General features: G+C 32.3%; 21 protein-coding genes. 10 read left to right on the forward strand and 11 right to left on the reverse strand.

The annotated features are described in order from the left end of the window. The first annotated feature begins 38 nt into the window (after positions 1-38). The gene (locus SAMSHR1132_RS11710; RefSeq protein WP_000656761.1) at positions 39-662 is read left to right on the forward strand and encodes a TetR/AcrR family transcriptional regulator; all 624 of its coding nucleotides are present in this window, start codon (positions 39-41) and stop codon (positions 660-662) included. A gap of 46 nt (positions 663-708) precedes the next feature. Further along, positions 709-1653 carry a magnesium transporter CorA family protein gene (locus SAMSHR1132_RS11715; RefSeq protein ID WP_000633072.1) on the forward strand — a complete coding sequence of 315 codons (945 nt, stop codon included), beginning with the start codon at positions 709-711 and terminating at the stop codon, positions 1651-1653. Between the two features lie 95 nt (positions 1654-1748). On the opposite strand, the gene SAMSHR1132_RS11720 is transcribed toward SAMSHR1132_RS11715, so the two are convergent. Beyond that, a complete protein-coding gene (locus tag SAMSHR1132_RS11720; RefSeq protein ID WP_001107105.1) occupies positions 1749-3191 on the reverse strand; it encodes a sucrose-specific PTS transporter subunit IIBC in 1443 nt (480 codons plus the stop codon). A 181-nt stretch (positions 3192-3372) separates the two neighbouring features. Here SAMSHR1132_RS11720 and SAMSHR1132_RS11725 point away from each other — a divergent pair, with 181 nt between their 5' ends. From SAMSHR1132_RS11725 to SAMSHR1132_RS11740, 4 genes are all read left to right on the forward strand, one after another. Continuing rightward, positions 3373-3756, forward strand: a complete 384-nt coding sequence (locus SAMSHR1132_RS11725) for a YbgA family protein (RefSeq protein WP_000654862.1) — start codon at positions 3373-3375, stop codon at positions 3754-3756. A 1495-nt stretch (positions 3757-5251) separates the two neighbouring features. Further along, on the forward strand, positions 5252-7357 hold the full coding sequence (gene rsp, locus SAMSHR1132_RS11730) for an AraC family transcriptional regulator Rsp (RefSeq protein ID WP_000128373.1): 2106 nt from the start codon (positions 5252-5254) through the stop codon (positions 7355-7357). Between the two features lie 64 nt (positions 7358-7421). After that, entirely contained in the window at positions 7422-7844 is a 423-nt protein-coding gene (locus SAMSHR1132_RS11735) for a pyridoxamine 5'-phosphate oxidase family protein (protein ID WP_000070702.1), read from the forward strand. A 264-nt stretch (positions 7845-8108) separates the two neighbouring features. After that, positions 8109-8465, forward strand: coding sequence for a DUF4889 domain-containing protein (locus SAMSHR1132_RS11740; RefSeq protein WP_000727331.1), 357 nt, complete (start codon positions 8109-8111; stop codon positions 8463-8465). Positions 8466-8930: 465 nt separating this feature from the next. On the opposite strand, the gene SAMSHR1132_RS11745 is transcribed toward SAMSHR1132_RS11740, so the two are convergent. Together SAMSHR1132_RS11745 and SAMSHR1132_RS11750 are read right to left on the reverse strand one after the other, a co-directional pair. Continuing rightward, complete coding sequence (locus tag SAMSHR1132_RS11745; protein ID WP_001173160.1) at positions 8931-10208, reverse strand: cation:dicarboxylate symporter family transporter; 1278 nt, start codon at positions 10206-10208, stop codon at positions 8931-8933. Between the two features lie 184 nt (positions 10209-10392). Then, on the reverse strand, positions 10393-10758 hold the full coding sequence (locus SAMSHR1132_RS11750) for a DUF3139 domain-containing protein (protein WP_000730461.1): 366 nt from the start codon (positions 10756-10758) through the stop codon (positions 10393-10395). Positions 10759-11155: 397 nt separating this feature from the next. Between SAMSHR1132_RS11750 and SAMSHR1132_RS11755 the strand changes: the two genes are divergently transcribed. Further along, a complete protein-coding gene (locus SAMSHR1132_RS11755; protein WP_000289218.1) occupies positions 11156-11602 on the forward strand; it encodes a MarR family winged helix-turn-helix transcriptional regulator in 447 nt (148 codons plus the stop codon). A 217-nt stretch (positions 11603-11819) separates the two neighbouring features. Then, positions 11820-12257 (forward strand): Hsp20 family protein, encoded by a 438-nt coding sequence (locus SAMSHR1132_RS11760; protein WP_048657553.1) that lies wholly within the window; start codon positions 11820-11822, stop codon positions 12255-12257. Between the two features lie 89 nt (positions 12258-12346). Here SAMSHR1132_RS11760 and SAMSHR1132_RS11765 read toward each other — a convergent pair whose 3' ends face one another. After that, a complete protein-coding gene (locus tag SAMSHR1132_RS11765) occupies positions 12347-13519 on the reverse strand; it encodes a nitrate/nitrite transporter (RefSeq protein ID WP_000278567.1) in 1173 nt (390 codons plus the stop codon). Positions 13520-13890: 371 nt separating this feature from the next. Between SAMSHR1132_RS11765 and SAMSHR1132_RS11770 the strand changes: the two genes are divergently transcribed. Together SAMSHR1132_RS11770 and SAMSHR1132_RS11775 are read left to right on the forward strand one after the other, a co-directional pair. After that, positions 13891-14805 carry a DUF2268 domain-containing protein gene (locus tag SAMSHR1132_RS11770; RefSeq protein ID WP_000276772.1) on the forward strand — a complete coding sequence of 305 codons (915 nt, stop codon included), beginning with the start codon at positions 13891-13893 and terminating at the stop codon, positions 14803-14805. Continuing rightward, positions 14784-15503 carry a MerR family transcriptional regulator gene (locus SAMSHR1132_RS11775; protein ID WP_000332057.1) on the forward strand — a complete coding sequence of 240 codons (720 nt, stop codon included), beginning with the start codon at positions 14784-14786 and terminating at the stop codon, positions 15501-15503. Before SAMSHR1132_RS11770 ends, SAMSHR1132_RS11775 begins: the two co-directional genes overlap by 22 nt. Positions 15504-15699: 196 nt before the next feature. On the opposite strand, the gene nreC is transcribed toward SAMSHR1132_RS11775, so the two are convergent. Genes nreC through SAMSHR1132_RS11810 form a run of 7 tightly spaced genes read right to left on the reverse strand, consistent with a single transcriptional unit; the run spans position 15700 to position 24381 of the window. Further along, positions 15700-16353: a nitrate respiration regulation response regulator NreC gene (gene nreC, locus SAMSHR1132_RS11780; protein ID WP_000706312.1), complete on the reverse strand. Its 654-nt coding sequence runs from the start codon at positions 16351-16353 to the stop codon at positions 15700-15702. Between the two features lie 22 nt (positions 16354-16375). Continuing rightward, positions 16376-17410, reverse strand: coding sequence for a nitrate respiration regulation sensor histidine kinase NreB (gene nreB / locus SAMSHR1132_RS11785; protein WP_000128184.1), 1035 nt, complete (start codon positions 17408-17410; stop codon positions 16376-16378). Between the two features lie 23 nt (positions 17411-17433). Continuing rightward, the gene (gene nreA, locus SAMSHR1132_RS11790; RefSeq protein WP_000186939.1) at positions 17434-17886 is read right to left on the reverse strand and encodes a nitrate respiration regulation accessory nitrate sensor NreA; all 453 of its coding nucleotides are present in this window, start codon (positions 17884-17886) and stop codon (positions 17434-17436) included. Positions 17887-17904: 18 nt separating this feature from the next. Further along, a complete protein-coding gene (gene narI, locus SAMSHR1132_RS11795; protein WP_000934158.1) occupies positions 17905-18582 on the reverse strand; it encodes a respiratory nitrate reductase subunit gamma in 678 nt (225 codons plus the stop codon). Then, positions 18575-19150 (reverse strand): nitrate reductase molybdenum cofactor assembly chaperone, encoded by a 576-nt coding sequence (gene narJ, locus SAMSHR1132_RS11800; protein WP_000606764.1) that lies wholly within the window; start codon positions 19148-19150, stop codon positions 18575-18577. Before narJ ends, narI begins: the two co-directional genes overlap by 8 nt. Beyond that, the gene (gene narH, locus SAMSHR1132_RS11805; protein WP_000692654.1) at positions 19143-20702 is read right to left on the reverse strand and encodes a nitrate reductase subunit beta; all 1560 of its coding nucleotides are present in this window, start codon (positions 20700-20702) and stop codon (positions 19143-19145) included. The genes narJ and narH overlap by 8 nt, the downstream gene beginning before the upstream one ends. Beyond that, the gene (locus SAMSHR1132_RS11810; RefSeq protein WP_000514371.1) at positions 20692-24381 is read right to left on the reverse strand and encodes a nitrate reductase subunit alpha; all 3690 of its coding nucleotides are present in this window, start codon (positions 24379-24381) and stop codon (positions 20692-20694) included. Before SAMSHR1132_RS11810 ends, narH begins: the two co-directional genes overlap by 11 nt. Positions 24382-24415 lie beyond the last annotated feature (34 nt).

Genomic DNA, 24415 nt, shown 5'->3' on the forward strand with positions numbered 1-24415 from the left:
ATCCCATTTTGTTCAATTAAAAGGAGGCTGATTCATTTTTGAAAGAAGATAGGCGAATTAGAAAGACCAAATCCTCCATTAAACATGCGTTCACTAAACTACTACAAGAAAAAGATTTAGAAAAAATTACTATTCGCGACATAACAACTCGCGCAGATATCAATAGAGGTACATTTTACTTACATTATGAAGATAAATATATGTTACTCGCTGATATGGAAGATGAGTATATTTCTGAACTGTCAACATACACACAGTTTGATTTGTTACATGGCTCCTCAATTGAAGATATTGCAAATACATTTGTGAATAATATACTTAAAAATATTTTTCAGCATATTCACGATAATTTAGAGTTTTATCACACTATCTTACAACTTGAGCGTACAAGTCAACTAGAGTTGAAAATCAATGAACACATTAAAAATAATATGCAACGATATATTAGTATCGATCATACTATTGGAGGTATACCCGAAATGTACTTTTATAGCTATGTTTCCGGAGCAACGATTTCAGTTATTAAATATTGGGTATTGGACAAGCAACCCATTTCGGTTGATGACTTAGCTAAACATGTGCATAATATTATTTTTAACGGACCTTTAAGAATAATGGCAGAAAATCGTTTACATAAATCAAAGGCAGATATACAATCGTAACCATTGTTTGCTTTCCTCTAAATCCTTCAGAAAGGAAATATGAATTATGATTACTTCATTCAGACACTCAGAACATATAGATAAACATATTATAGAAACACCATTAGATCATACAGCTTCATGGATTAATGTTGTAGAACCAGATCGTGAAGAAATTGAAAGTCTTATGGAACAATATAATATACCTGAAGACTTTATTCGTGACCCATTGGATTCCGAAGAAAGTGCACGTATTGAATACGACGAAGATACTGGGTATTCATTGATTATCATTGACTTACCAATCGTCAATTCAACAAATCGAAGTGTGCTATCTTTCGTTACGATTCCACTAGGTATTATTATCGGAAATGGTATTATTGTCACTGTTTGTGACGCTGAAAATGAATTTTTAGAAAATTTACCAAAACGTGATATTAATTTAAAATTCCATAGCCGTTTCGCATTAGAAATTTTAATTACGATTTCCGATCATTATAATCGCAACTTACGTTTATTAAACAAAAGTAGAATTCGTATTGAAAAAGAACTAAAAAACAATATTACTAACAAACAACTTTTCAAATTGATGGAAGTCGAAAAAAGTTTAGTATACTTTTTAGCCGCATTAAAAGGTAATGATACAATTATTAAAAAATTATTCCGATTACCTGCAATTAAACGTTTTGAAGAAGATGAAGAATTACTAGAAGATTTAATCATTGAAAATAACCAAGCCATCGAAACAACCGAATTACACCAGCGTATCCTAGAGAGTATCACAACATCATATGCTTCTTTATTATCTAATGATATGAATACGATAATGAAAACATTAACGTTATTCACAGTATTATTAACGTTACCAACACTCGTATTTAGCTTTTTCGGTATGAACGTACCGTTACCAATTGACGATCATAGTTATATTTCTTGGATTATCGTGGTAGGTATTTCATTAATTCTTGTCGTAATTGTTAGTATTTTCTTATGGCGTAAGCAAAAGTTATAGCTAAAAATAAAAGGTATGACAGTCCGAAGTATAATGTCGATTGCACTAATTCTAAGTACAATCGCTTATATTTCCATAACTGTCATACCTTTTTGTTATTCTACAATTTCTTTATTTGATTTTCTTTTCGAAAGTACAAACGTTACTACAATAGCAACTATGAATGATATCGCCATTCCTATAAAATAGTGTAACCATCCTGCATGTACAGGATTAATTGAAATAAATCCTGGCAATCCCGCAGTACCTAATGCGATTGCTTTTACTTTGAAGAAAGCTATATATGCAGAACCAATTCCTGATCCGACTATAGCACCAATAAATGGATATCTTAGTTTTAAGTTAACACCAAACATTGCAGGTTCAGTAATACCAAGTAATGCTGAAATTCCTGAAGCTGATGCTACACCTTTTAATTTTTTGTTTTGTTTTATAATAAAGAATGCTGCAATAGCTGCCCCACCTTGCGCAACGTTAGACATTGTGGCAATCGGGAATATAAATGACCCGCCTGTTTTAGCCACATCCGCAATGAGTGTTGTTTCAACAGCAATAAAGCTATGATGCATACCTGTAATCACAATTGGCGCATATAATAATCCGAAAATTAATCCACCAATTGCCCCACCGAATTCGTAAAGCCAAGTTAAGCCATCTGATAACCAATAACCTAATTGTCTAGTAATAGGGCCCACAAATGAAAATGTTAGAAATGCTGTTACAAAAATAGATAACAATGGTGTTAATAAATTATCTAATACAGTTGGAATTACTTTACGTAATCCTTTTTCAATTGAAGCCAATATGTAAGCTGCTACAAGCATAGGTAACACTTGCCCTTGATAACCTACTTGATTGATGTGGAAACCAAAAACGTCCCAATACGGGATTGCTTTACCTGCTTCAATTGCTTTTGGAAAATCATACGCACTCATTAGCGCTGGATGAACTAGTATCATACCTAATGCAGCACCTAAAAATGGATTTCCACCAAAGCGTTTGGCTGCGCTAAATCCAATTAAAATAGGTAACAATGTAAATGGTGCGTTGGCAAAAATATTAATCATTTCTGCTAACCCTGCAAATTGACTGTATACATCAATTAATGATTTCCCTGCAAAGAATAAATCTTTTGCAGTTAAAATATTATTTAGTCCCATTAATAAACCACCAGCAACTATGGCAGGAATTATCGGAACGAATATGTCTGATAACATTTTTACAAATCGTTGTAACGGATTCATATTTTTAGCTGATTGGGCTTTTACTTCAGAAGTTGTTGACGCTTCTTTACCCGTTAATTTTTCAAGTTCACTAAATACTTTATTGACTGTACCAGATCCAATTATAATCTGATATTGTCCCCCAGTAGAAAAAGTCCCCTTAACTACATCCATATTGTTTAGCGCTTCTTCATTTACTAAACTTTCATCATTTAGCACTAAGCGTAATCTTGTCGCACAGTGTGCCATTGCGTCTAAATTTTCTTCTCCGCCTATCGCATTTAAAATATCTTCTGCGGATTGTTTATAGTTCATATATTTAGCCTCCTAATTAGAACCGGTTCCATTACTCTATTTAATTGTAACCGGTTCCAAAAATTTTTGCAATACTGTATTTGTAATTTTTCACATTCACTTATATCATTTATGTTAACGCATTCATTAATCTTGCTATTACATGTATATGTATATTACATTTGTAATTGGAGGTCGTTTTATGAAAGATCGGGGTTATGTAGAACAGCTTTGGCGCGAAGAAAAATATCACGTATTACTACACAGTCAACAAAGTTATCAATCAATTAGAAATACTTTAAAAAAAGATATTTCACTTCATCAATTACAACAAATGATTGATGAAGCATTATTAATTGAGCCCACTATCGGAAGTGTATGTAATGCATTTGATCATATGTGGGGTTATTTTAAAAAATGTGCAAATGAAGATGAAAAACAGCAATCTAAATTGCTCAAATCGGCTTTTATTAGTGGAAAGATAGAAAGAGATGTAATGTTAGACTTTTTAGCAGATTTAGCTGCTAAATACAACGTACATTATTTAATTGAGAGTCGTGTTTTAAAGACAAAAAGAAAGAGATAGACATTTGAAACTTTAGTTGTAACGGACAAATAGTAGTCATTGGAGTTCAGCAATTCATACTTTGTACTAAAGTTTACTTTAATCTATCTCTCAGGGTTTTAAATGTACATATCTATATTAAAGTGCGTTTCATGATGTTAGGAAGATATCATACACCTTTAATTAGTTACTGCATAAATCAATTTATATTCTTAATTATTACATTGTTTATATTTTAAATTCGGGGGAGTAATTTTAAGTAATATTTTGTTGCTGCTAATTCTATTGTTAATAAATTGATATTTTGATGTAGAAATTGAGTGTGAAAGTTAATAATAGATGATTTAGCTAGTAACATAATTAATTCATATATAGTCAAAAAGTTCTGTTAGTTACTGTTCTTGATGAATATTCTTTGATGTTAGGTGTTAGCTATTCTAGATGAGTTTCTTAGATGTGGATGCCTGTCTTGATGAAGTTATCTCTGATGTTAATAAAATACTTGATGTTGATTCTTAGATGTTAGTGCGATGTCTAGATGCTGATTCTATGTTGTGCACTTCTTGGTGACGTTTCTAGTTGATTATCATTAATCGCATCTCTTGATGGTAAATCTAAGGTGTTTATGCATTTCTAGATGTTAATTCTTCGCTGCTTAAGAATTATCTTGATGGTAAATCTAGTTGTGTCATGCATTTTCTCATGATGAATCTAAGGTGTTAATTCATTGTTGCGTGCTGATTCTTGTTGTTTCATTATCTCGATGGTGAATTCTCGTTGTCTAATGCACTTTTCTAATGATTATTCTAATTGTTACGGCAATAACAAGATGGATGTTCTTAGATGTTCACTTTTCTAGATGTTTATACTTATCTTGATGTTTTTCTAAACAGAACTTTTTAAACGCTTTTATTTTGTAGATTGTTTAAAATTTCTTAGTTGATGGTTATTGTTGTTTGGATTGAATAATTTTGTAGCGAATACTTTGTAACAGGGCTACTAAGAATTTTTATAAACAAGAAGTGAGTTCAATCGTACTAAATTCTAGCGTTCGATGACTTAAGTGTATGTCAAAACTTAAATAATGGCGATAAAATTTAAGTAATGGGTACATTTAATGTTTTTTGATTCAAACTTCCATTTTGGTCAACATGCTTTTTTTATAACATAGTTGAATATCAAAAAAATATTAGCATATTAGTTCAAAATGGCCATGTATTGTTTTATGAAATACATAGGTTTGAAATCTATATTAATTATGCACCAAATAATTTAATTAGACTCTATCGAAAATTTCCAAAATTTGCTTACTATCTTTCTAATTTTACTTTTATATTGTGCACAATGCATAATAACAAGCGTTTTCATAGTGATTTTCATTATTTTCTTTTATTTTTCACTATTACCTTTTCAAAAATATTCAACTATAATAGTTATACTATCCATGATTTGAAAAAATACCATGTTTAAAATTTAAACGATAGATTTCAATATATATTAGGCAGGAGAGAGAAATATGACATGCCAACTTAAAATACATCATACATTATCGACAGTACCAAGTCGTAATATCAATCAGATTATGGTGTTATTCTCATTAACAAATAAACTCAACATTACGATTAATGGTGAAACCAAAGACGTAAGTAATTATATAATTTTAATTAACCATGGTGATATTTATAATATCAACCACGGTGAAAATATTATCGAATTAAAGATACCAGTTTTTTATTTTTACCAGCAAGACGAAGATTTCTTTAACGGTTACTTAGATCGTCACTTGCTACAATCTAGTAATTATATCAAATCTTTAATCGCTGATTTAATAAGTACCCCAACAAGCTCATCATTAATGGGGAAAAATATCGGACAAAGTATAATTGATACTTTACTTAAAGAAGCTTTTATTAAAATCGATCATGAATATTTACCGAATATAGCCTTAAGTAATCCCGTATTTATTGATTGCGTAAATTATATTCATAGTAATATTGATGCACATTTATCTTTAAAAGATATTGCGATGCATTGTAACATTTCAGAATCATATTGTTCAAACTTATTTGTTCGATATTTGAGTATGAATTTTAAAGATTATTTTACAAGTATCAAACTCGTTAATGCCATCAATTTATTACTTTCTACAAAACATTCTATTACAACAGTTTCAGAATTGGCTGGTTTCAACAGTCATACAAATTTTGCAAATCAATTTAAAAATTACTTAAACTCCAGCCCGAAGCAGTTCCGTTCACTCGTTTCCAAAATTACAGAACCACCGCAAATACATTTCCAACAAGATAACGTATCACAGTTTACTGAGTTGATTTCAAAAATTGATTTAACAGCTCAGCTAGCCACAAATACAACAGATATTAATATAGATGATTTTGACCCGAAAGATCGAAGCCAACGCGCAAAAGTATTTGTTCGTTTTAGTAATTTTAATGAACTATTTCAATTTATCTTCAATGAGTATTACGATATAAACTTTGAACATTTACCAAAGCCCGTCGTTTTCATTGATGATATTCACGATATTGAAGTGAGTCAAACCAATTACAATCTTTTAAATAGATGTTTTGAAAAGCTTTTTGAAAAAAATATAGGCTTAGCCATCGCTATCAAATCGACACAACAATTTGAAACGATGAAACAATTGATTTTAACCTTTTTACAAGGTAACCAGGATTATAAAACAAGCAAAAAACTAGTCAAATTCATGTTAGTATTTTGCTCAAATTCAATGACGGCTGAAGAAATTCATCTATGTCATCTTAAAATTAAAAATAAAAATAAAGAAATCAAGTATAGTGTAACTGTTGATGGATTTTTAGAAACATATTCTACTGTTGAACAAGTTTATGATGTCATGCAACGTCTTAAATTCCATTATTACTTTATTGATATTGAAAATTCAAAAACAGCAGAGCAGCTCATTACTAAAAATCAGCACTATCATCAAACTGATACTCATTTTGAACAGTACAAAAAGTTTATACTAGATTCAGGTATATCATCAACTCAGTTTGTTTATAACAATTTGTCAGTAAGTGGTTTTAAGTATACTAATGATGGTAAAAATCCGATTCAATTGTCTGACATCGTATATCATTTAATTGCATTATTACGCTATGGCGGTGGAATAAGTTATCAATTATTAGATGATCATTCGAATTATATATCTTTATATAACAAGTACGGTAGTCCCCTTCCATTAATGCATCTATATAAGATGTTCAGACCTTTTGTAAATGAAGATATAGAAATAACTAATAATTATGTATTGAGTCGTAAAGATAATAATTACCACTTCTTATTATTCAATAAAATTAATGATCGTTATATGTCAGATGTAAAACAAGATTTTATTTTTCATAATGAACTGCCTCAAGATTCATTAATGATTATTAAGACTTTGAATCATGAACATGGTTCAATTCAACATTTGCTACCAATGAGTGACAAACTTGTCTACATTGAAAAAGAAATTTTAGATGAATTAGATAAAACGAATTATCCCAAAACAGAACTTGCTGTCCAGGAAGAATCAGGTAGAACTTTCGAACTTAAGTTAAACCATGATGAAGTAAAATATATTTGCTTCAAGCCAAGCTAAAATGAACTCTCGTGTTTAGTGACTTATATTAAAGGCTATTTATATTGTAAGGAGATGGTTTAATATGAGTAACCAACATGCAATTCAAGCAATAGAGGATGTTTTATCAACGTCAAAAGTTGGCGTTTTATCAACTGCATTTAATAATAAACCTAATAGTAGATATATGGTTTTCTATAATGATGGACTCACATTGTACACTAAGACAAACATTCATTCTGCAAAGGTAAAAGAAATTAAAGAAAACCCAGCAGCCTATGTATTGTTAGGATACAATGACACGACAAATCGCAGTTTCGTTGAAATGGAAGCTACGATAGAAGTAGTTTCTGATCAAAAAGTAGTCGATTGGTTATGGGAGACTCAAGATAAAAGCTTTTTCAGCTCAAAAGAAGATCCAGAACTCTGCGTTTTAAAGGTGATACCACAATCTGTTAAATTGATGAATGACAAATCATTAGATACACCTATCAAAATCGATTTATAAAACAAAGTATATATAGGAAATAACTTTAATGAAGCATAGCTATAACTATGTTAATTACTTAATGTAATCCATTATTCTTAAGTGTTTAATATTTTTACAATTATATTTGCAATATATTGTTTTTTTAGACACACTTTATTCACATTTAACGTGATTATGGTGTGTCTTTTTAAATTAATTTTATGTAATATAAATACTGCATTTGCAAACTGTTGCACTTTTAGGTATAACAGAATTAACTACATTTAAGGAGATTGATGAACCATGAAAAAGAAAAAAGGTTTTGGTCTTGGTATTAGTTTAATTGCCATCATGTTAATTGTATGTATTGTATTAGTAATCATGATGATGACTGGTGGAAAGAAAGATACATATTACGGAATTATGAAAGATAATACAACTATTGAAAAAATGATTAGTGAAAAAGATGAAAGTATTGAAAAAAATGTTAAATTACCTTCAGATTCAGATGTTAATGTTAAAAAAGGTGATTTTGTAATTGTTTATAAATTAGCAGATTCAGATAAAATTGTTAAAGTTAAAAAAGTTGACCATGATGACGTTCCTCACGGTTTAATGATGAAAATTCATGACATGGGCAAAATGCACATGAAACATTAATCGTGGTTTAAATTAAATTTTTAATTACTTTTTCGATAATATAACAGTAAAAGCAGCGGTAAGTTGATTTCCAATTTGAAATCATTTTACTGCTGCTTTTTATATTTGAAATACTTCATGTTGAATGGCTTCTCTTTCGGTTCGACTTCGCCTTGCGCATGCATAATAGCCCCTAACAACCAAAGGTTGTTTCTCTTTCGGTTCGCCTGCGCTTTGCGCATGCATAATAGCCCCTAACAACCAAAGGTTGTTTCTCTTTCGGTTCGCCTGCGCTTTGCGCATGCATAATAGCCCCTAACAACCAAAGGTTGTTTCTCTTTTGGTTCGCCTGCGCTTTGCGCATGCATAAAAGCCCCTAACAACCAAAGGTTGTTTCTCTTTCGGTTCGCCTGCGCTTTGCGCATGCATAAAAGCCCCTAACAACCAAAGGTTGTAAGGGGCTTTAAATGTCAGATAGTAATTTTTTTAAATTGATTTTAAATATTCTTGACCTTTTTCTCTATCGTATACATTTTCCCATTTAGCAATAACTACTGTTGATAATGCGTTACCAATAACGTTAACGCATGTACGAACCATATCTAATATACGGTCTACACCAATAATTAATGCCAAGCCTTGTGCTGGCAAGCCCATTGCACCTAATGTTGTAAGTAATACAACAATTGATGTACCTGGTACTGCTGCCATACCTTTAGATGTAATCATTAACGTTAACATCAAAACAATTTGTTCTGATAATGTTAAATGCATACCATACATTTGTGCAACGAATAATGCTGCGATTGATTGATACAACGCAGAACCATCTAAGTTAAATGTATAACCAATTGGTATAACGAAAGATGTAATGTCTTTAGGTGAACCGAAGTTTTCCATTTTCTTCATCATTACAGGTAATACAGCTTCTGAGCTTGATGTTGAAAAAGCTAATAGCAGTTCACTTTTTAAAATCTTAATAATGCTCATAATATTAATACGACACATCCATGCAACTATTCCAAGTACAACGAATACGAAGAATACCATTGCAAAGACAACTACTAATACTAATTTTAATAGTGGTAATAATGCTGATGCACCAAATGTAATAATTGTAGTACAGATGAATGCAAACACACCAAGTGGTGCTAATTTCAAAATTTTATTAATCATCCAGAACACAGCTTCTAATGATCCACTTAAGAACTCTTTAACTGGTTCTGCTTTTTTACCTACTGCAGCTAATCCTAATCCAAAGAAAACTGCGAAGAAGATAATCGGTAACAATTCACCTTTATTCAAAGCTTCAAAAAAGTTTGTTGGAATAATATGTACAATGGTATCAATAAAATGATTACCATATGTAGATTGTTCTGCTGCATGAGCAGTTGATTGATATTTAGAAATATCACCTTTAGGTAACTTATTTGGGTCTAATCCAGCACCTGGTTTAAACAGGTTACCGAAGATAATCCCTAAACCTATTGCGATTGTTGTAATAATTTCAAAGTAAAGTATTGTTTTCCAGCCATAACGCCCTACAGTTTTCGATTCCCCAACGTTCGAAATAGAAAGCGCTAGTGAGCAAAATACAACCGGTATAACGATCATTTTAATTAAATTTAAAAATACATCGCCAAATGGTTTAATGTAATTCGCTACATTCTCTTGTCCATATAATAAAAGTCCTACGACAACACCTAACACTAAAGCAATAACTACTTGCATAGGTAGGCTGATTTTTCTCTTGAATAGAGCCATAGTACAAACTCCCCTTCATCTGACATCACTCAATTATATCAGATAATTGATAATTATCTATAAAAATTTAAACTATTTAAACTTTATAGATGTCAAAATTGACAATTTTTCATATCAAAACTGTATAATACAAACAATTAAAACTCAACAAATTTTATCGTTAGTGCTATATAAATGTTCTATCTTACTTTGAAGGCTTGTAATTTTGATTAAAATATTTATGCTTTGCAGTTTTCAAACTTTTCTTTGTTTCAGTATCAAAGCCCTCAACAAATAGGCCTTTATAAGTACTAATCGGTTGAACTATATAAGTCACACCTGGTTCATCTTTAAAAGTAACTTCTTTATAGTAGAGACCTTTTTTAGCACTATACAGTGCTTTTTCTGATTTAATTTTATCTTTTAGATTTTTCTCTTCCAAATAACTGTCAATTAGTTGAATATTCTTATGACCTTGATATGTTTTCAGACCAAAGAAAAATGCAACAGCAACAATTAATGAAATAAATAATATGATGACAACTTTAAAAACATTGCTTTTCTTCTTCATTATACGACTCCTTTTTGATTATCTGTTCAGTATGAACGAATAAATTTATTTAATAAAGAGATTTTACCAGATTGTAACAATTTTTTTATTCACAATTTTAATGATAAAATTTGAATTTCAAATGCACATCTTTTATTAAATTTAATAACAAATCACATTTTACTATTAATTAAAATAATTGACTACTTTGAACGATTAAGATTGATATAATTGCATTCGTGGCAATTGTAAAAAACTTTCAATCCGCCCATTACCGATAAAAATACTAGGTTATAATTCAGAATTGTATTTTTTAACATTAAAATTCAATTTAAGACAATTCGATGATTGCGATGAAATCAGTACTTGACAACTATTACACTTCATAATATTGTTTATTTTAACAAGGAGTGATTGGATGTATGTAGAAAACAGTTATCTTAGTAAACAGCTATGTTTTTTATTTTACGTTTCTTCAAAAGAAATAATCAAAAAATATACAACATATCTGAAAGAGTATGATTTAACCTATACAGGTTACATTGTTTTAATGGCGATTGAAAATGATGAGAAACTTAACATCAAAAAATTAGGTGAACGTGTCTTCCTTGATTCTGGAACATTGACACCATTATTAAAGAAATTAGAAAAGAAAAATTATGTCGTTCGCACACGTGAAGAAAAAGACGAAAGAAATCTTCAAATTTCACTTACAGAACATGGTAAAGAAATTAAAGAGCCACTGACAGAAATTTCAATTAAAGTATTTAAAGAATTTAATATTTCAGGTCCTGAAGCATCTGATTTAATCCAAAATTTGCGTAATTTTGTTTCTAAAAATTTCGACAATTACGACAAAAAGTAATACCCCTTTTGCATAAGAAAAAGGGCAGAAATAGGAATAAATATCTTTATTCATTATCTTTTACATTGTTACGTGAATTTCGATGCTTATTTCGTTTGCCCTGATTCTTATTGCATTTTCCTTCCTATACATACCTATACCTATTGATCATTTATCCCCTTTTACTTTATCTTTTTATTTACTACTCATATAATGACTTTATACAACAAATATAATAATGGAAGTGATTATAATGAATTTCAATCAATTCGATAGTCAAAACATTTTTAATAATAATCCGAGTGACACATTTAAAGATTTAGGGAAACAAGTATTTAATTATTTTTCTTCACCCACGTTCCCCACAAATATATATGAAATAGATAATGTTTTTTATATAGAATCAGAACTATCCGGTGTCAATAAAGAAGATATCCAGATAGATTTTAATAATGATGTTTTAACGATACAAGCTGTTAAACATTTAAAACATCCAAATGAAAACTTAACTTTAGATGAACGAAAAGCTAATCAATTATATCGTCAATTCGATTTTGAAAATATCGATAAAAATAAAATCACTGCAAATTTTGAAAATGGTCTTTTAACAATGACATTGCCTAAAATTCAACCAAATCAAGATACGTCGTCATCAACAACAATTCCGATTTCTTAATTAAATACAACCAAGCCTTAATAACATGTCCCTACATAGGTACATGAAGATTAAGGCTTTTTAAATATCTTAATTTTAATAATGTTTTATTAACTCGTTTTTTTCAAAGCGCCATATTCTTTCTGATACAAATGTCGCATCGTTAATAATGCGATGACGCCAAAAAATGCTAGAAAAATAAACGCGAGGTGGCTTGAGCCAGTTAAATTAGCAACATATGTTATAACCAATGGTGGGAAGAATCCTCCTAGACCACCCATCATAGATACGATACCATTCGCCGAACCAGCTTCTTTTGAAAAGTATGATGGTACTAATTTAAAGATTAAACCATTACCGATTCCGGCACATACACTAATTGTTAAACAACCTACAGTAAATAATGCGATATGGTCCGAGATACCTAATATAACTGCACCTATAATCATCACTATAAAATCAATCATCAGTACTTTAACTGCATTAAATTTATCTCCAAGCATACCACCGACTGGTCTTAAAAATGTTGCCAGCGCAATGAATACACCTGAACGAATTCCTGCATCTACCTTATCAATACCAAAGTGGTTCACTAAATAGTTTGGTAAAAATATACCAAACGCTACAAAAGCACCAAACGTAATAAAATACCATAAACTTAAATAATATAGCTTATAGTTTTTAGATAGTGTTCTCATTTGAGCCATTAATGGCACTTTAACTTTACGTTCTTGTGCATCTCCAAAGATAAACATGATTAATGCGAACAACGCAATAATAATCAAATAGCTTCTAACTGTTGTTTGCCAACCGATGATGCCAGCTATCGGTGGTGCTAAAAAAGAGGATACCGCTGTCCCAATATTCCCCATACCATAAATACCATTTGCTAGGCCTACTTTTTCTTTAGGGAAATATTTAGGAACAGAAGTTACACCAACTGAGAAAATCGCGCCACCCACACCTAAAAAGAATCCTGATACCATCAACATACCCGGTGTTTGAGCTTGGCTTAAAAAGTAAATTGGGAATAATAATACAATAAAGCTAGTAAAGAATACCCATTTTGCGCCAATAATATTTGTTAAATAACCAAATGGCACACGAAGTACGGATCCCAAAATTACTGGTATGGCTAAAATCATCGAGATTTGTCCTTCTGTAACATTGACATCTTGTTTAATGAATGGCATTAACGGCGCTATAATACTCCACGCCATAAACCCAACAACTAAACTTAAAGTTTGTAATGTTAGTTGAAAGCCACCTTTTGTCTTATACATACGTTTCACCTTCATCAAAATAATATATTTTTAATAGATATCAATACTCTGTCTATACGGTTAGAGGTCAATGTTATTTAAAAATGCATTCACATGTATGAAAACATTATTCATAGACAAAGTATTGATTACACATTTATTTTATAATGATTGTGAAAAAATGAACATAAGGATATTCCCTTATTTAGATGGTGATTTCCCCTATACAATATTGCACATTATTCAAAAAAGACAATCTTTTATTATGATTAAAAAACGAAAATTTCCTATTAAATAACGGTCCCTTATTATCAAACATAAAATAGGTTATATTTTCTTCTTGAGTATCACGTTACGTCACCCTTTATGATGACTATATAAGGAGGGATACAATGTACAAAATCAACATTATTAGAAGCGATTATATATATAATCAATTGTTAAAAATACCATTAAATGAACGTGTATCATTTTTCACAAATGAAATTTTAGTACCGTTTAGAGGAAAGTTCGACACACAAAATATTCCAATTCAAAATGACAAGTCGCAATCATTTAGTGCAATTCAATTATTAGATGCATTCCAAAAATCACCTGAGCATATTAATGAGTCGGATAAATCCTCAATTCAATACTTTGACGATTTATTTTGGCACAACTGTGAACAATATTTAAAAAATGCTATAAATCATTTTGAAAAGTACGGTATTAAATCTAAAATATCCAATTATAACTTCACTGTTTTACTTGGAGATAGTAAAAAGCCAATGATGTCATTAAACGAAAATCGCTGCGGCGAAGGTGGCATCCCAGGTTATATTATGCTTTACTTAGTCCCAAGTCCAAGTACTTTATATTCGATAAAAGGCATTATTGCACATGAGACAAATCACAATATGCGATACCAATATGTTAAATGGGATGGAGGCAGTCTTCTTGAATTAATTATTTCGGAAGGTTTAGCTGAAAATTATGTAGAAGCATTATATGGTCAACATTACGTTGGTCCTTGGGTAACAAATATAGATTGGGACAGTGACAATATTAAAATCAAAGAAACTATTTATAATCATTTACACTTGAATCATATGTTTGATGCGATACCTTACCTGTTTGGCGACGAAATAAGTACAATTCAAGGTAGACAACCCGTTGGCTTACCGCACGCTGCAGGATATGCTTGTGGCTATTACTTAATAAAATATTTTTTAGAGAAGACTGGTATTCCGATTGAAAAGGCTACAATCATGCCGGCTAAAAAAATTATGAACGAGGTGACTGAATTTTGGCATACACATACACTATAAAAGACATCATGAAGATTACAGGTGTTACAAAAAGAACTTTACATTACTATGATGAAATTGGCTTATTATTACCAAAGAAAAATAATAAAAATTATCGTATTTATGAACAACAAGATTTAGAAAAGTTACAGAAAATTTTAGTGTTTAAATCTTTAGACTTAGATATTTCTAAAATAAAGCAATATATTTCATATGATAATAATGAACTTCGCAAAATATTATCTGAAGAACTTACAAATTTGGATAAAAAAATTTCTGACTTACAAGCTATACAACAATCAATAAGTAATTTTGTTAATGGTGATTCACTATTGAATTCTGGCATTTTAAATAACCCTTTACAATCACAATATGAAACAGAAGCTTCAATAAAGTATGGTAATACAAAATCATATCAATCATTTATTAAACATCAAGATAGTCTTCAAATTGATGATATACATGATGAAATGACATCATTATTCAATCAATTTAACCGAATGTCTTTAAATAATCATCCAATTCAAGATTGTCGAGATATCGTATTAAAATGGAAAAAGTTAATGATTACCATTGCAGATTTTGATGATAGTACATTATGTTGTATTGCTAAAACATATGAAAATGATACGCGCTTTAATGATTATTTTAGTACTTACCATAACGAAGATTTAACTTCGTACATTTCAAAAGCTGTCCATTACTTTTTATGTAAATAAAGTAATGAAAATCAATTTAAAATGATATAAATTTGAATACAAATAACCACATTATATTTCTCTTATCCAACAACATTAGACAAACCAGAAAACTTCTTATTATGGAAAACGAAGCATATATGTTTAATGGACAATAAAACAACCACATTATAAGAGCGCCAGGAGACGTTTTCGTCTTCTGGCGCTCTTATAACAACTAAAAATCTAACAGTTTCTTTTTTAGCGCATATTCAACTAATTCTGGTTTACTTTTCAACCCAAGCTTCGTCATTATGTGTGTTTTATGCGCTTCTACAGTTTTCACAGATACAAATAATTTCTCTGCAATTTCTTTATTCCCGTAACCTTTAGCAATAAGTGGCAATATTTCTAGTTCTCGTTTTGATAAGATTTTAAAAGGATCTGATGTGTTTGCAGTATCCTGATTTGAATTAGATACAAACTCATTCACTAATGATGTTGTCATTTTCATATCTACATAAGTTCCACCTTTGTATACAGTTCGAATAGCTAACAATAACTGTTCATCTGGTGCATTTTTTAAAATATAACCTTTTGCGCCATTACGTAACACATGGAATAAATATTCTTCATCATCAAACATCGTTAATATTAAGATTTTAGTTTCTGGAAAACTATCAGCAATTTTACTTGTAGCGATAAGCCCTGATTCTCCAGGCGGCATACTCAAATCTAAAAGCAATACATCCGGTTTATATTCCATAACTTTTTGATAAGCCTCAACACCGTCTGCAGCAGTTGCAACTACTTCCATATCATCTTGATAATTTAAAATCATAGAAAATCCTGTACGCACTACAGCGTGATCATCAGCAATTACTATTTTCAATTTCATTCCCCCACTGCATGTTTCAAATTGGAATACTTAATCTAACTTTGGTACCCTCACCAATCTTTGTTTCAATATCCACAATACCATTCACAAGTTCTGCCCGCTCATTCATCCCATACAAACCAAGACCTGATCCTTTAGGTTTCGAACTAGGGTCAAATCCATTCCCATAATCTATGACTTCTGCGACTAAATGTTGATCTTGCTGACAAATCGTTACATGTATGTCATTAATATCAGCATATTTCAACGCATTTAATGTAGCTTCTTGTACAACTCGATAAGCAACTGTTTCAATTTCACTATCAAAGCGTATGTTCTTAATATTTGAATTATACCTTATATTGATTCCATAATTTTCCTCAAACTGCTTAAAATACGATTTGAACGCTGCCTCAAGTCCTAAATCATCAAGTGAAGCTGGACGCAATTCTACTGACATATTTCGTATGTCATCGATTAATTTTGCAACGATATATTCAATATTCTCAGCATCTTTAAGTAGTTTTTCTTTATCCTGTTGATATTTCAATAGACGTAATTGTACATCTACATTTAACATTTCCTGAATAACACTATCATGTAATTCCCTCGATATTCGCTTACGTTCATTTTCCTGAGCAGAAATTGTTTTACGCATCATACGTTGTTGATGTAACTTTTCTTGTTGTTCAATTTGAGACGATACATTTTGTAATGTAAACGCGTGAATGCCTTTGTCAGGATCAATAGTTTGATACGTCGCAGTAAAAGGCATTACTTTGTGATCTTTCGTCTTCATAAACACTTGAAAATTAGATGCTTGAACTTGCATAGATTGCAAAAAGCAATCTTGACATGACTGTACATCATACGCATTAGAATACCCTTCACATCTATGGCAAATTGCATTGGTTACTGCACTATAGTTATCTTTTTCAGATAAAATGTCCTTTGCTGCATCATTCATTGCAATGATTTTACCACTATCATCGACAAACACTATTTTTTCAATCGAATGCTCATAATACTTTTTTAGTAATACGTCTAATTGAATTTCATCATCACATGTCATTGCTTTCACCCTAATTCATCTCATTATTTATCATCATTAAAAATGCCGAATTTATACTGAATATCTTCATAATCGAAAATTTTCGGCAATGGGCGTCCATCTCTTTGACCAAATAGCAACACACCATAAACTTGATTTTTATACCACAATGGAACAGCAAAGACTGCCGTTAATGATTCACTCAATAATATTGGATAATCAATCTTTTCTTCAGGTCCTAATGCCAAACCTACATTTGCAATTATCATACGCTTTCCTGTTTTCATAACAGTTCCAGCTAACCCTTTACCTTTTCTTAAAATAATCAATTTAAATCGATTATTTTTATTACCTGAAACATAATGCCATTTAATTGGAGATGAAGGTTTATTCGATTCATAGAAAGCGATTGCCGCAAAATCATACCCTTCTTCTTTGCGTATTTTATCTAATGTCTCTTGAAAACTTTGATCTTCAATCATTGCTTCTGGTGTCAATTCTCTCACCTCTTATGTTCACGCTTTATTTTTACGGTAAATAATATATCTACGATTTATATATGTCAAAGGTACACTCCACACATGTACTAAACGTGTGAATGGCCAACATGCCATAATTGTAAATCCTAATAATATATGAATTTTAAATGCGATTGGCACACCACTCATTAACGCTGCATCTGGTTTCAACATAAATAATTGTCTAAACCAAATCGATAATGATGTACGATAATTAAAATCAGGATGTTGCCCATTAGTTACAAGTGTTGCATAACAACCCATAAATACGATAATTAATAATAAGACATTTACAAAAATATCCGACGCAGAACTTAATTTACGTATACTCTTTGTAGTAATACGTCTAGCCGTTAATAAAAACATACCAATCAGCGTTATTATACCAAAGATACTACCAATATACACAGCACCAATATGATATAAATGTTCTGAAATACCGAAGGCATCCATCCAAGATTTAGGAATCAATAACCCAACAATATGTCCGAAAAATACCGGTATAACCCCTAAATGAAATAATAAACTTCCCCACATCAATTGCTTTCTTTCAATTAATTCTGTCGATTTTGCCGTCCACGAAAATTTATCATAACGATAACGTGCAATATGACCTGCGACAAAGACAACTAAACATAAATAAGGGAATATTACCCACAAAAATTGATTAAGCATGATGTTCCACTCCTTTAGATGCTGTCAAACATAATTTCAATGTCTTTCTTAATGCCTGAATCACATAAGCGTAAGGATTATTCTCTTCGCCAAGTGCATTCGCCATCACATATGTTCCATCTTCAATAATCATAATAATTAATTGGATATTCTCTTCAGCTCTTGGATCATTTCTCCATTCTGCTACTTGTAAAAATTGCAGCATCAGCGGTAGATAATCAGAAAGTTCATTATCTACCATTTCTAGACCAAACATCTCATACAACACCTTTAATTTCGCTAACATTTGTCCACGTTCTTTTTGTGTATCAAACTTGTTATACGTCATATATAATGGTGCTTTTTTGGTAAAATCAAATGTATCTGTATAAATCGCTTTAATTTCTGATAATGAAAATGTCATCATTACATTTCTAAATGCTACTAAATCGTCATACCCTGGGTGGTGTTCCGAAATTGTTTCTTCAAAAGTCTTTGGATGAAACGTTAACTTTTCTGGAAAACATAACTGTTGTGCCATATATCCAAAACTTTCTTGATATTTTTTAAAATTATCGAAATTAATCACGGAAAATCCCTCCATAGAAATTCTCATTATAAATTTCTTGACCAGTTTTCCCTGAACCTACTGCAACGCCACAGCCTTCACAGTTATCTCCAAAATGCTCACCGCCGTAATTGTATCCTGTACTACCTTGTGCATGATACGTATCTAAATAGGTTTCTTTGTGTGATGTTGGAATAACAAATCGATCTTCATATTTAGCTAGTCCTAATAAGCGATACATGTCTTCAGTTTGACGCTCTGTTATACCTAATCGTTCCAAACGTGATGTATCAAATGGCTGTTGAGTGACTTGAGATCTCATATAACTTCTCATCATTGCCATACGTTGTAGGGCTCCTTTTACTGGTTCTGTATCTCCCGCAGTGAAAATATTAGCTAAATATTCAATTGGTAAACGCATTTCTTCAATGGCTGGGAAAATAGCATCCGGATTTTGAGTTGTGTTTTTTCCTTCAAAATAGCTCATAATCGGGCTAAGCGGTGGGCAATACCAAACCATCGGCATCGTTCTAAATTCAGGATGTAATGGAAATGCAAGTTTATATTCAATTGCTAACTTATAAATTGGCGAGTTTTGTGCTGCTTGAATCCAATCATAACCAATGCCGTCTTTTTCAGCTTGAGCAATGACTTCTTCATCAAATGGATCTAAAAATAAATCTAGTTGTTTTTCATATAATTCTTTTTCATCAACTGCTGATGCAGCTTCATGTACTCGATCCGCATCGTATAATAAAACACCTAAATAACGCATACGTCCTGTACAAGTTTCAGAACACACTGTAGGCATCCCCGCTTCAATTCTCGGGAAACAGAAAGTACACTTTTCTGCTTTGTTCGTTTTCCAGTTAAAATAAACTTTTTTATATGGACATCCAGTCATACAGTAACGCCAACCTCGACATGCGTCTTGGTCAACTAAGACAATGCCATCTTCGTCACGTTTATACATAGCTCCTGAAGGACACGATGCAACACAACTTGGATTCAAGCAATGCTCACATAAACGTGGTAAATACATCATAAATGTTTCGTCAAATTGGAATTTAATATCTTCTTCTATTTTTTGGATGTTAGGATCTTTCGGACCTGTAACATGACCACCTGCTAAGTCATCTTCCCAGTTAGGTCCCCATTCAATTTCAATGTTATCCCCCGTAATTTCTGAATATGCTCTAGCAACTGGCGAATGCTTCCCTGATTTCGCAGTTGTTAAATGTTCATAATTATAGTTCCATGGCTCGTAATAATCTTTAATTAGTGGCATATCTGGATTATAGAAAATTTTACCTAATGCAATCTTTGAAATTCTACTTCCAGATTTTAATTCAAGTTTCCCTTTACGATTTAGTACCCAACCACCTTTGTAGTGTCCTTGATCTTCCCAACGTTTCGGATACCCTACACCTGGCTTAGTCTCTACGTTGTTGAACCACATGTACTCAGCACCTGGGCGATTTGTCCAAGTGTTTTTACATGTCACACTACACGTATGGCATCCTATGCATTTATCTAAATTTAATACCATCGCAACTTGCGCTTTAATCTTCAAGCCAATTAACCTCCTTCATCTTTCTAACTGCTACATATAAATCCCTTTGGTTCCCAATTGGTCCATAATAGTTAAAGTGGTAACTAATTTGCGCATATCCTCCAACTAGTTGTGTTGGTTTCAAATGAATTCTAGTCGGTGCATTGTGTGAACCACCACGAGTATCTGTAATTTCTGATCCAGGTGTTTGAATATGTTTATCTTGTGCATGATACATAAACATTGTGCCTTTAGGCATACGATGCGAGATAACTGCTCTTGCCGTTACAACACCATTACGGTTATACACTTCTAGCCAATCATTATCATGAATATCATGTTTTTCAGCATCTTCATTTGATATCCAAACCGTTGGACCACCTCTAAATAGTGTCAACATATGCTTATTATCTTGATACATTGAGTGTATGTTCCATTTTCCATGTGGCGTTAAATAACGCAGTACTAACGCATCTGTACCACCTTTAATTTTCTTATCTCTATTCCCAAATACCATTGGTGGCAATGTCGGTTTATATACTGGTAAGCTTTCCCCAAATTGTTGGAAAACTTCGTGATCCACATAATAACTTTGACGTCCTGTTAATGTTCTAAAAGGTACTAGACGTTCTATATTCGTTGTAAATGGTGAATATCGTCGACCTTGTTTATTTGAACCCGGAAATACTGCTGTCGGTATTACTTCTCGTGGTTGTGAAGTTATATTTAAAAACAAAATTTTCTCAGCAGCGCGTTCACTAGAGATGTCTTTTAATGGCATTCCAGTTTGTTCTTCGAGATTTTCATATGATTTTTGTGATAATTTACCGTTCGTAGCAGATGAAATACTTAATATCGCATCAGCTACATTACGTGCTGTATCAATACGTGGTCGATTCGCTCTCACAGAATCATCATCTCTATCACTCCACGTACCTAACATACTTTTTAATTCTTCGTACTGCTCACTGACACCGAAACTTACACCATGTGCGCCAACTTTCCCTTTTTCAAGTACAGGACCAAGCGTGACATATTTGTCGTAAATTTTAGTGTAGTCGCGTTCTACAATTGCAAAGTTAGGCATTGTACGGCCAGGTACCGCTTCAATTTCACCCTTAGACCAATCTTTCACTACGCCGTATGGTGTTGAAATTTCTTGCTTTGTATCATGGCTAAGTGGTGTTATCACTACATCTTTAAATGTTCCTGGTAAATAGTCTTTTGCCATTTCTGAAAATGCTTTTGCCAACGTTTTATAAATATCCCAGTCTGAACGCGATTCCCATAAAGGGTCAATAGCTGGATTAAAAGGATGTACATATGGATGCATGTCTGTAGATGACAAATCATGCTTCTCATACCAAGTCGCTGCTGGTAATACAATGTCAGAATATAAAGGTGTAGCTGTCATTCTGAAATCTAAAGAAACGACTAAATCTAATTTCCCTGTCGTTTCCTCACGCCATTTAATTTCTTCTGGTTTATCATCTTCATTTGGTGTAGCTAATAACCCTGATTTTGTGCCAAGCAAATGTTTCATAAAGTATTCTTGTCCTTTTGCAGAACTTGAAATTAGATTTGAACGCCATATAAACAATGATTTCGGATGATTCTTTTTCAAATCCGGATCTTCTATCGCAAATTGCGTTTGTTTTGACTTAACTTCATCTATTGCGCGTTGCAAAATCTCTTCATTTGAATCTATACCTTCATCTTTGGCTTCTTCTGCAAACAACAAGCTATTTTTATTAAACTGTGGGTATGATGGTAACCAACCAAGTCTAGCTGCTAACACATTATAATCAGCTGGATGTTGGTGTTTTAACTCCTCTGTTTTAGCTAATGGAGATTTTAATCTATCTACATTAGACTCTTCATATTTCCATTGGTCTGTCGCAAAGTAGAACCAACTTGTTCCATTTTGTAAACGTGGTGGTCCTTGCCAGTCTTTCGCAAAAGCGACAGTACTCCAGCCTTCTATTGGACGACATTTTTCTTGTCCCACATAGTGAGCCCAACCGCCACCATTCACACCTTGACAGCCACATAACATAACTAAGTTTAAAATCGAACGATAAATAGTATCTGAGTTAAACCAATGGTTAATACCTGCACCCATGATAATCATTGAACGTCCTTCAGTATCGATGGCGTTTTGCGCAAATTCTTTAGCTACTTGAATGACAACGCTTTGTTTAACACCTGAAATTGCTTCTTGCCAAGAAGGTGTATATTTTGACTCTGCATCGTCATAACCTTTTGATTCTAATTCATGATTAAAACGTCGAACACCATATTGACTCGCCATTAAGTCAAAAATTGTAGCAATTCGAACTTTGTCACCATTTGCTAAAGTAACTTGTCTTGTTGGGATTGGACGTTCAAATATGCCATCTCCATCACTATCAAAGTAAGGAAATTGAATCGTTTCTAATTCGTATCCACCTTCTGTCATTGATAACGTAGGGTTAATTTTAGAACCATCTTCTGTTTCTAGTTTTAAGTTCCACTTCTTACCTTCTTCCCAACGTTGACCCATTGTGCCATTAGGTACGACTAAACTATCGCTGATTGCATCATGAATAACTGGTTTCCATTCACCTTGTTCTGTTGTTTGACCTAAGTCACTCGCTCTTAAAAATCGACCCGCTTTATATCCATTTTCATCTTCATCTAACATAATGATAAATGGCATGTCTGTATATTGTTTGGCGTAATTTATAAAGCGTTCATTAGGTTGGTTAACATAATGTTCTTGTAAAATAACGTGTGTCATTGCTTGTGCAATTGCAGCATCTGAACCAGGATTCGGTGCTAACCAGTTATCAGCAAACTTCACATTTTCTGCATAATCAGGTGCTACTGAAATAACTTTTGTACCTTTATAGCGAACTTCTGTCATAAAATGTGCGTCTGGCGTACGTGTTAGTGGTACATTAGATCCCCACATAATTATGTATGAGGCGTTATACCAGTCACTTGATTCAGGCACATCTGTTTGCTCTCCCCAAATTTGTGGAGATGCCGGAGGTAAATCTGCATACCAGTCATAAAAACTAAGCATTTCTCCCCCAAGTAAGTTGATAAATCGAGCACCAGCCGCATAGCTAATCATAGACATCGCTGGGATTGGTGTGAATCCAGCGATTCTGTCAGGACCATATTTTTTTATTGTATACAGTAATTGTGCCGCGATTATATCTGTAACATCTTTCCAATTGGAACGCACATGCCCTCCCATACCTCGGGCTTGCTTATACTGTTTGGCTTTGTCTTCATTTTCAACAATAGACGCCCATGCAGCAACGCGATTACCATTGTTTTCTTCTAATGCTTCAGTCCATAAATCCCAAAGTTTTCCACGAATATATGGATATTTGATTCGAAGTGGACTGTATTCATACCAAGAGAATGACGCACCTCGAGGACATCCTCTCGGTTCATATTCAGGCATATCCGGTCCACAACTTGGATAGTCAGTTTGTTGGTTTTCCCAGGTAATAACACCATTTTTCACAAACACTTTCCAAGAACATGACCCTGTACAGTTAACACCATGCGTTGTTCTTACTTCTTTATCATGGCTCCAACGTTCTCTGTACATTTTTTCCCATTCTCTACTTTTACTTTCAAGGATCGACCAATTTCCATTAAATTTTTCTGTTGGTTTAAAGAAATTCAATCCAAATTTTCCCATATTTATATCCTCCTACGTATAAAAATACGATGTG

The organism is Staphylococcus argenteus (genome assembly GCF_000236925.1).
Lineage (GTDB): Bacteria > Bacillota > Bacilli > Staphylococcales > Staphylococcaceae > Staphylococcus > Staphylococcus argenteus.

Bases quoted from the DNA above. Each gene is read 5' to 3' on its own strand.
- SAMSHR1132_RS11715 (WP_000633072.1), top strand. From the start codon at position 709: ATGATTACTTCATTCAGACACTCAGAACATATAGATAAACATATTATA.
- SAMSHR1132_RS11720 (WP_001107105.1), bottom strand. From the start codon at position 3,191: ATGAACTATAAACAATCCGCAGAAGATATTTTAAATGCGATAGGCGGA.
- SAMSHR1132_RS11725 (WP_000654862.1), top strand. From the start codon at position 3,373: ATGAAAGATCGGGGTTATGTAGAACAGCTTTGGCGCGAAGAAAAATAT.
- rsp (WP_000128373.1), top strand. From the start codon at position 5,252: ATGACATGCCAACTTAAAATACATCATACATTATCGACAGTACCAAGT.
- SAMSHR1132_RS11735 (WP_000070702.1), top strand. From the start codon at position 7,422: ATGAGTAACCAACATGCAATTCAAGCAATAGAGGATGTTTTATCAACG.
- SAMSHR1132_RS11740 (WP_000727331.1), top strand. From the start codon at position 8,109: ATGAAAAAGAAAAAAGGTTTTGGTCTTGGTATTAGTTTAATTGCCATC.
- SAMSHR1132_RS11745 (WP_001173160.1), bottom strand. From the start codon at position 10,208: ATGGCTCTATTCAAGAGAAAAATCAGCCTACCTATGCAAGTAGTTATT.
- SAMSHR1132_RS11750 (WP_000730461.1), bottom strand. From the start codon at position 10,758: ATGAAGAAGAAAAGCAATGTTTTTAAAGTTGTCATCATATTATTTATT.
- SAMSHR1132_RS11755 (WP_000289218.1), top strand. From the start codon at position 11,156: ATGTATGTAGAAAACAGTTATCTTAGTAAACAGCTATGTTTTTTATTT.
- SAMSHR1132_RS11760 (WP_048657553.1), top strand. From the start codon at position 11,820: ATGGAAGTGATTATAATGAATTTCAATCAATTCGATAGTCAAAACATT.
- SAMSHR1132_RS11765 (WP_000278567.1), bottom strand. From the start codon at position 13,519: ATGTATAAGACAAAAGGTGGCTTTCAACTAACATTACAAACTTTAAGT.
- SAMSHR1132_RS11770 (WP_000276772.1), top strand. From the start codon at position 13,891: ATGTACAAAATCAACATTATTAGAAGCGATTATATATATAATCAATTG.
- nreB (WP_000128184.1), bottom strand. From the start codon at position 17,410: ATGACATGTGATGATGAAATTCAATTAGACGTATTACTAAAAAAGTAT.
- narI (WP_000934158.1), bottom strand. From the start codon at position 18,582: ATGCTTAATCAATTTTTGTGGGTAATATTCCCTTATTTATGTTTAGTT.
- SAMSHR1132_RS11810 (WP_000514371.1), bottom strand. From the start codon at position 24,381: ATGGGAAAATTTGGATTGAATTTCTTTAAACCAACAGAAAAATTTAAT.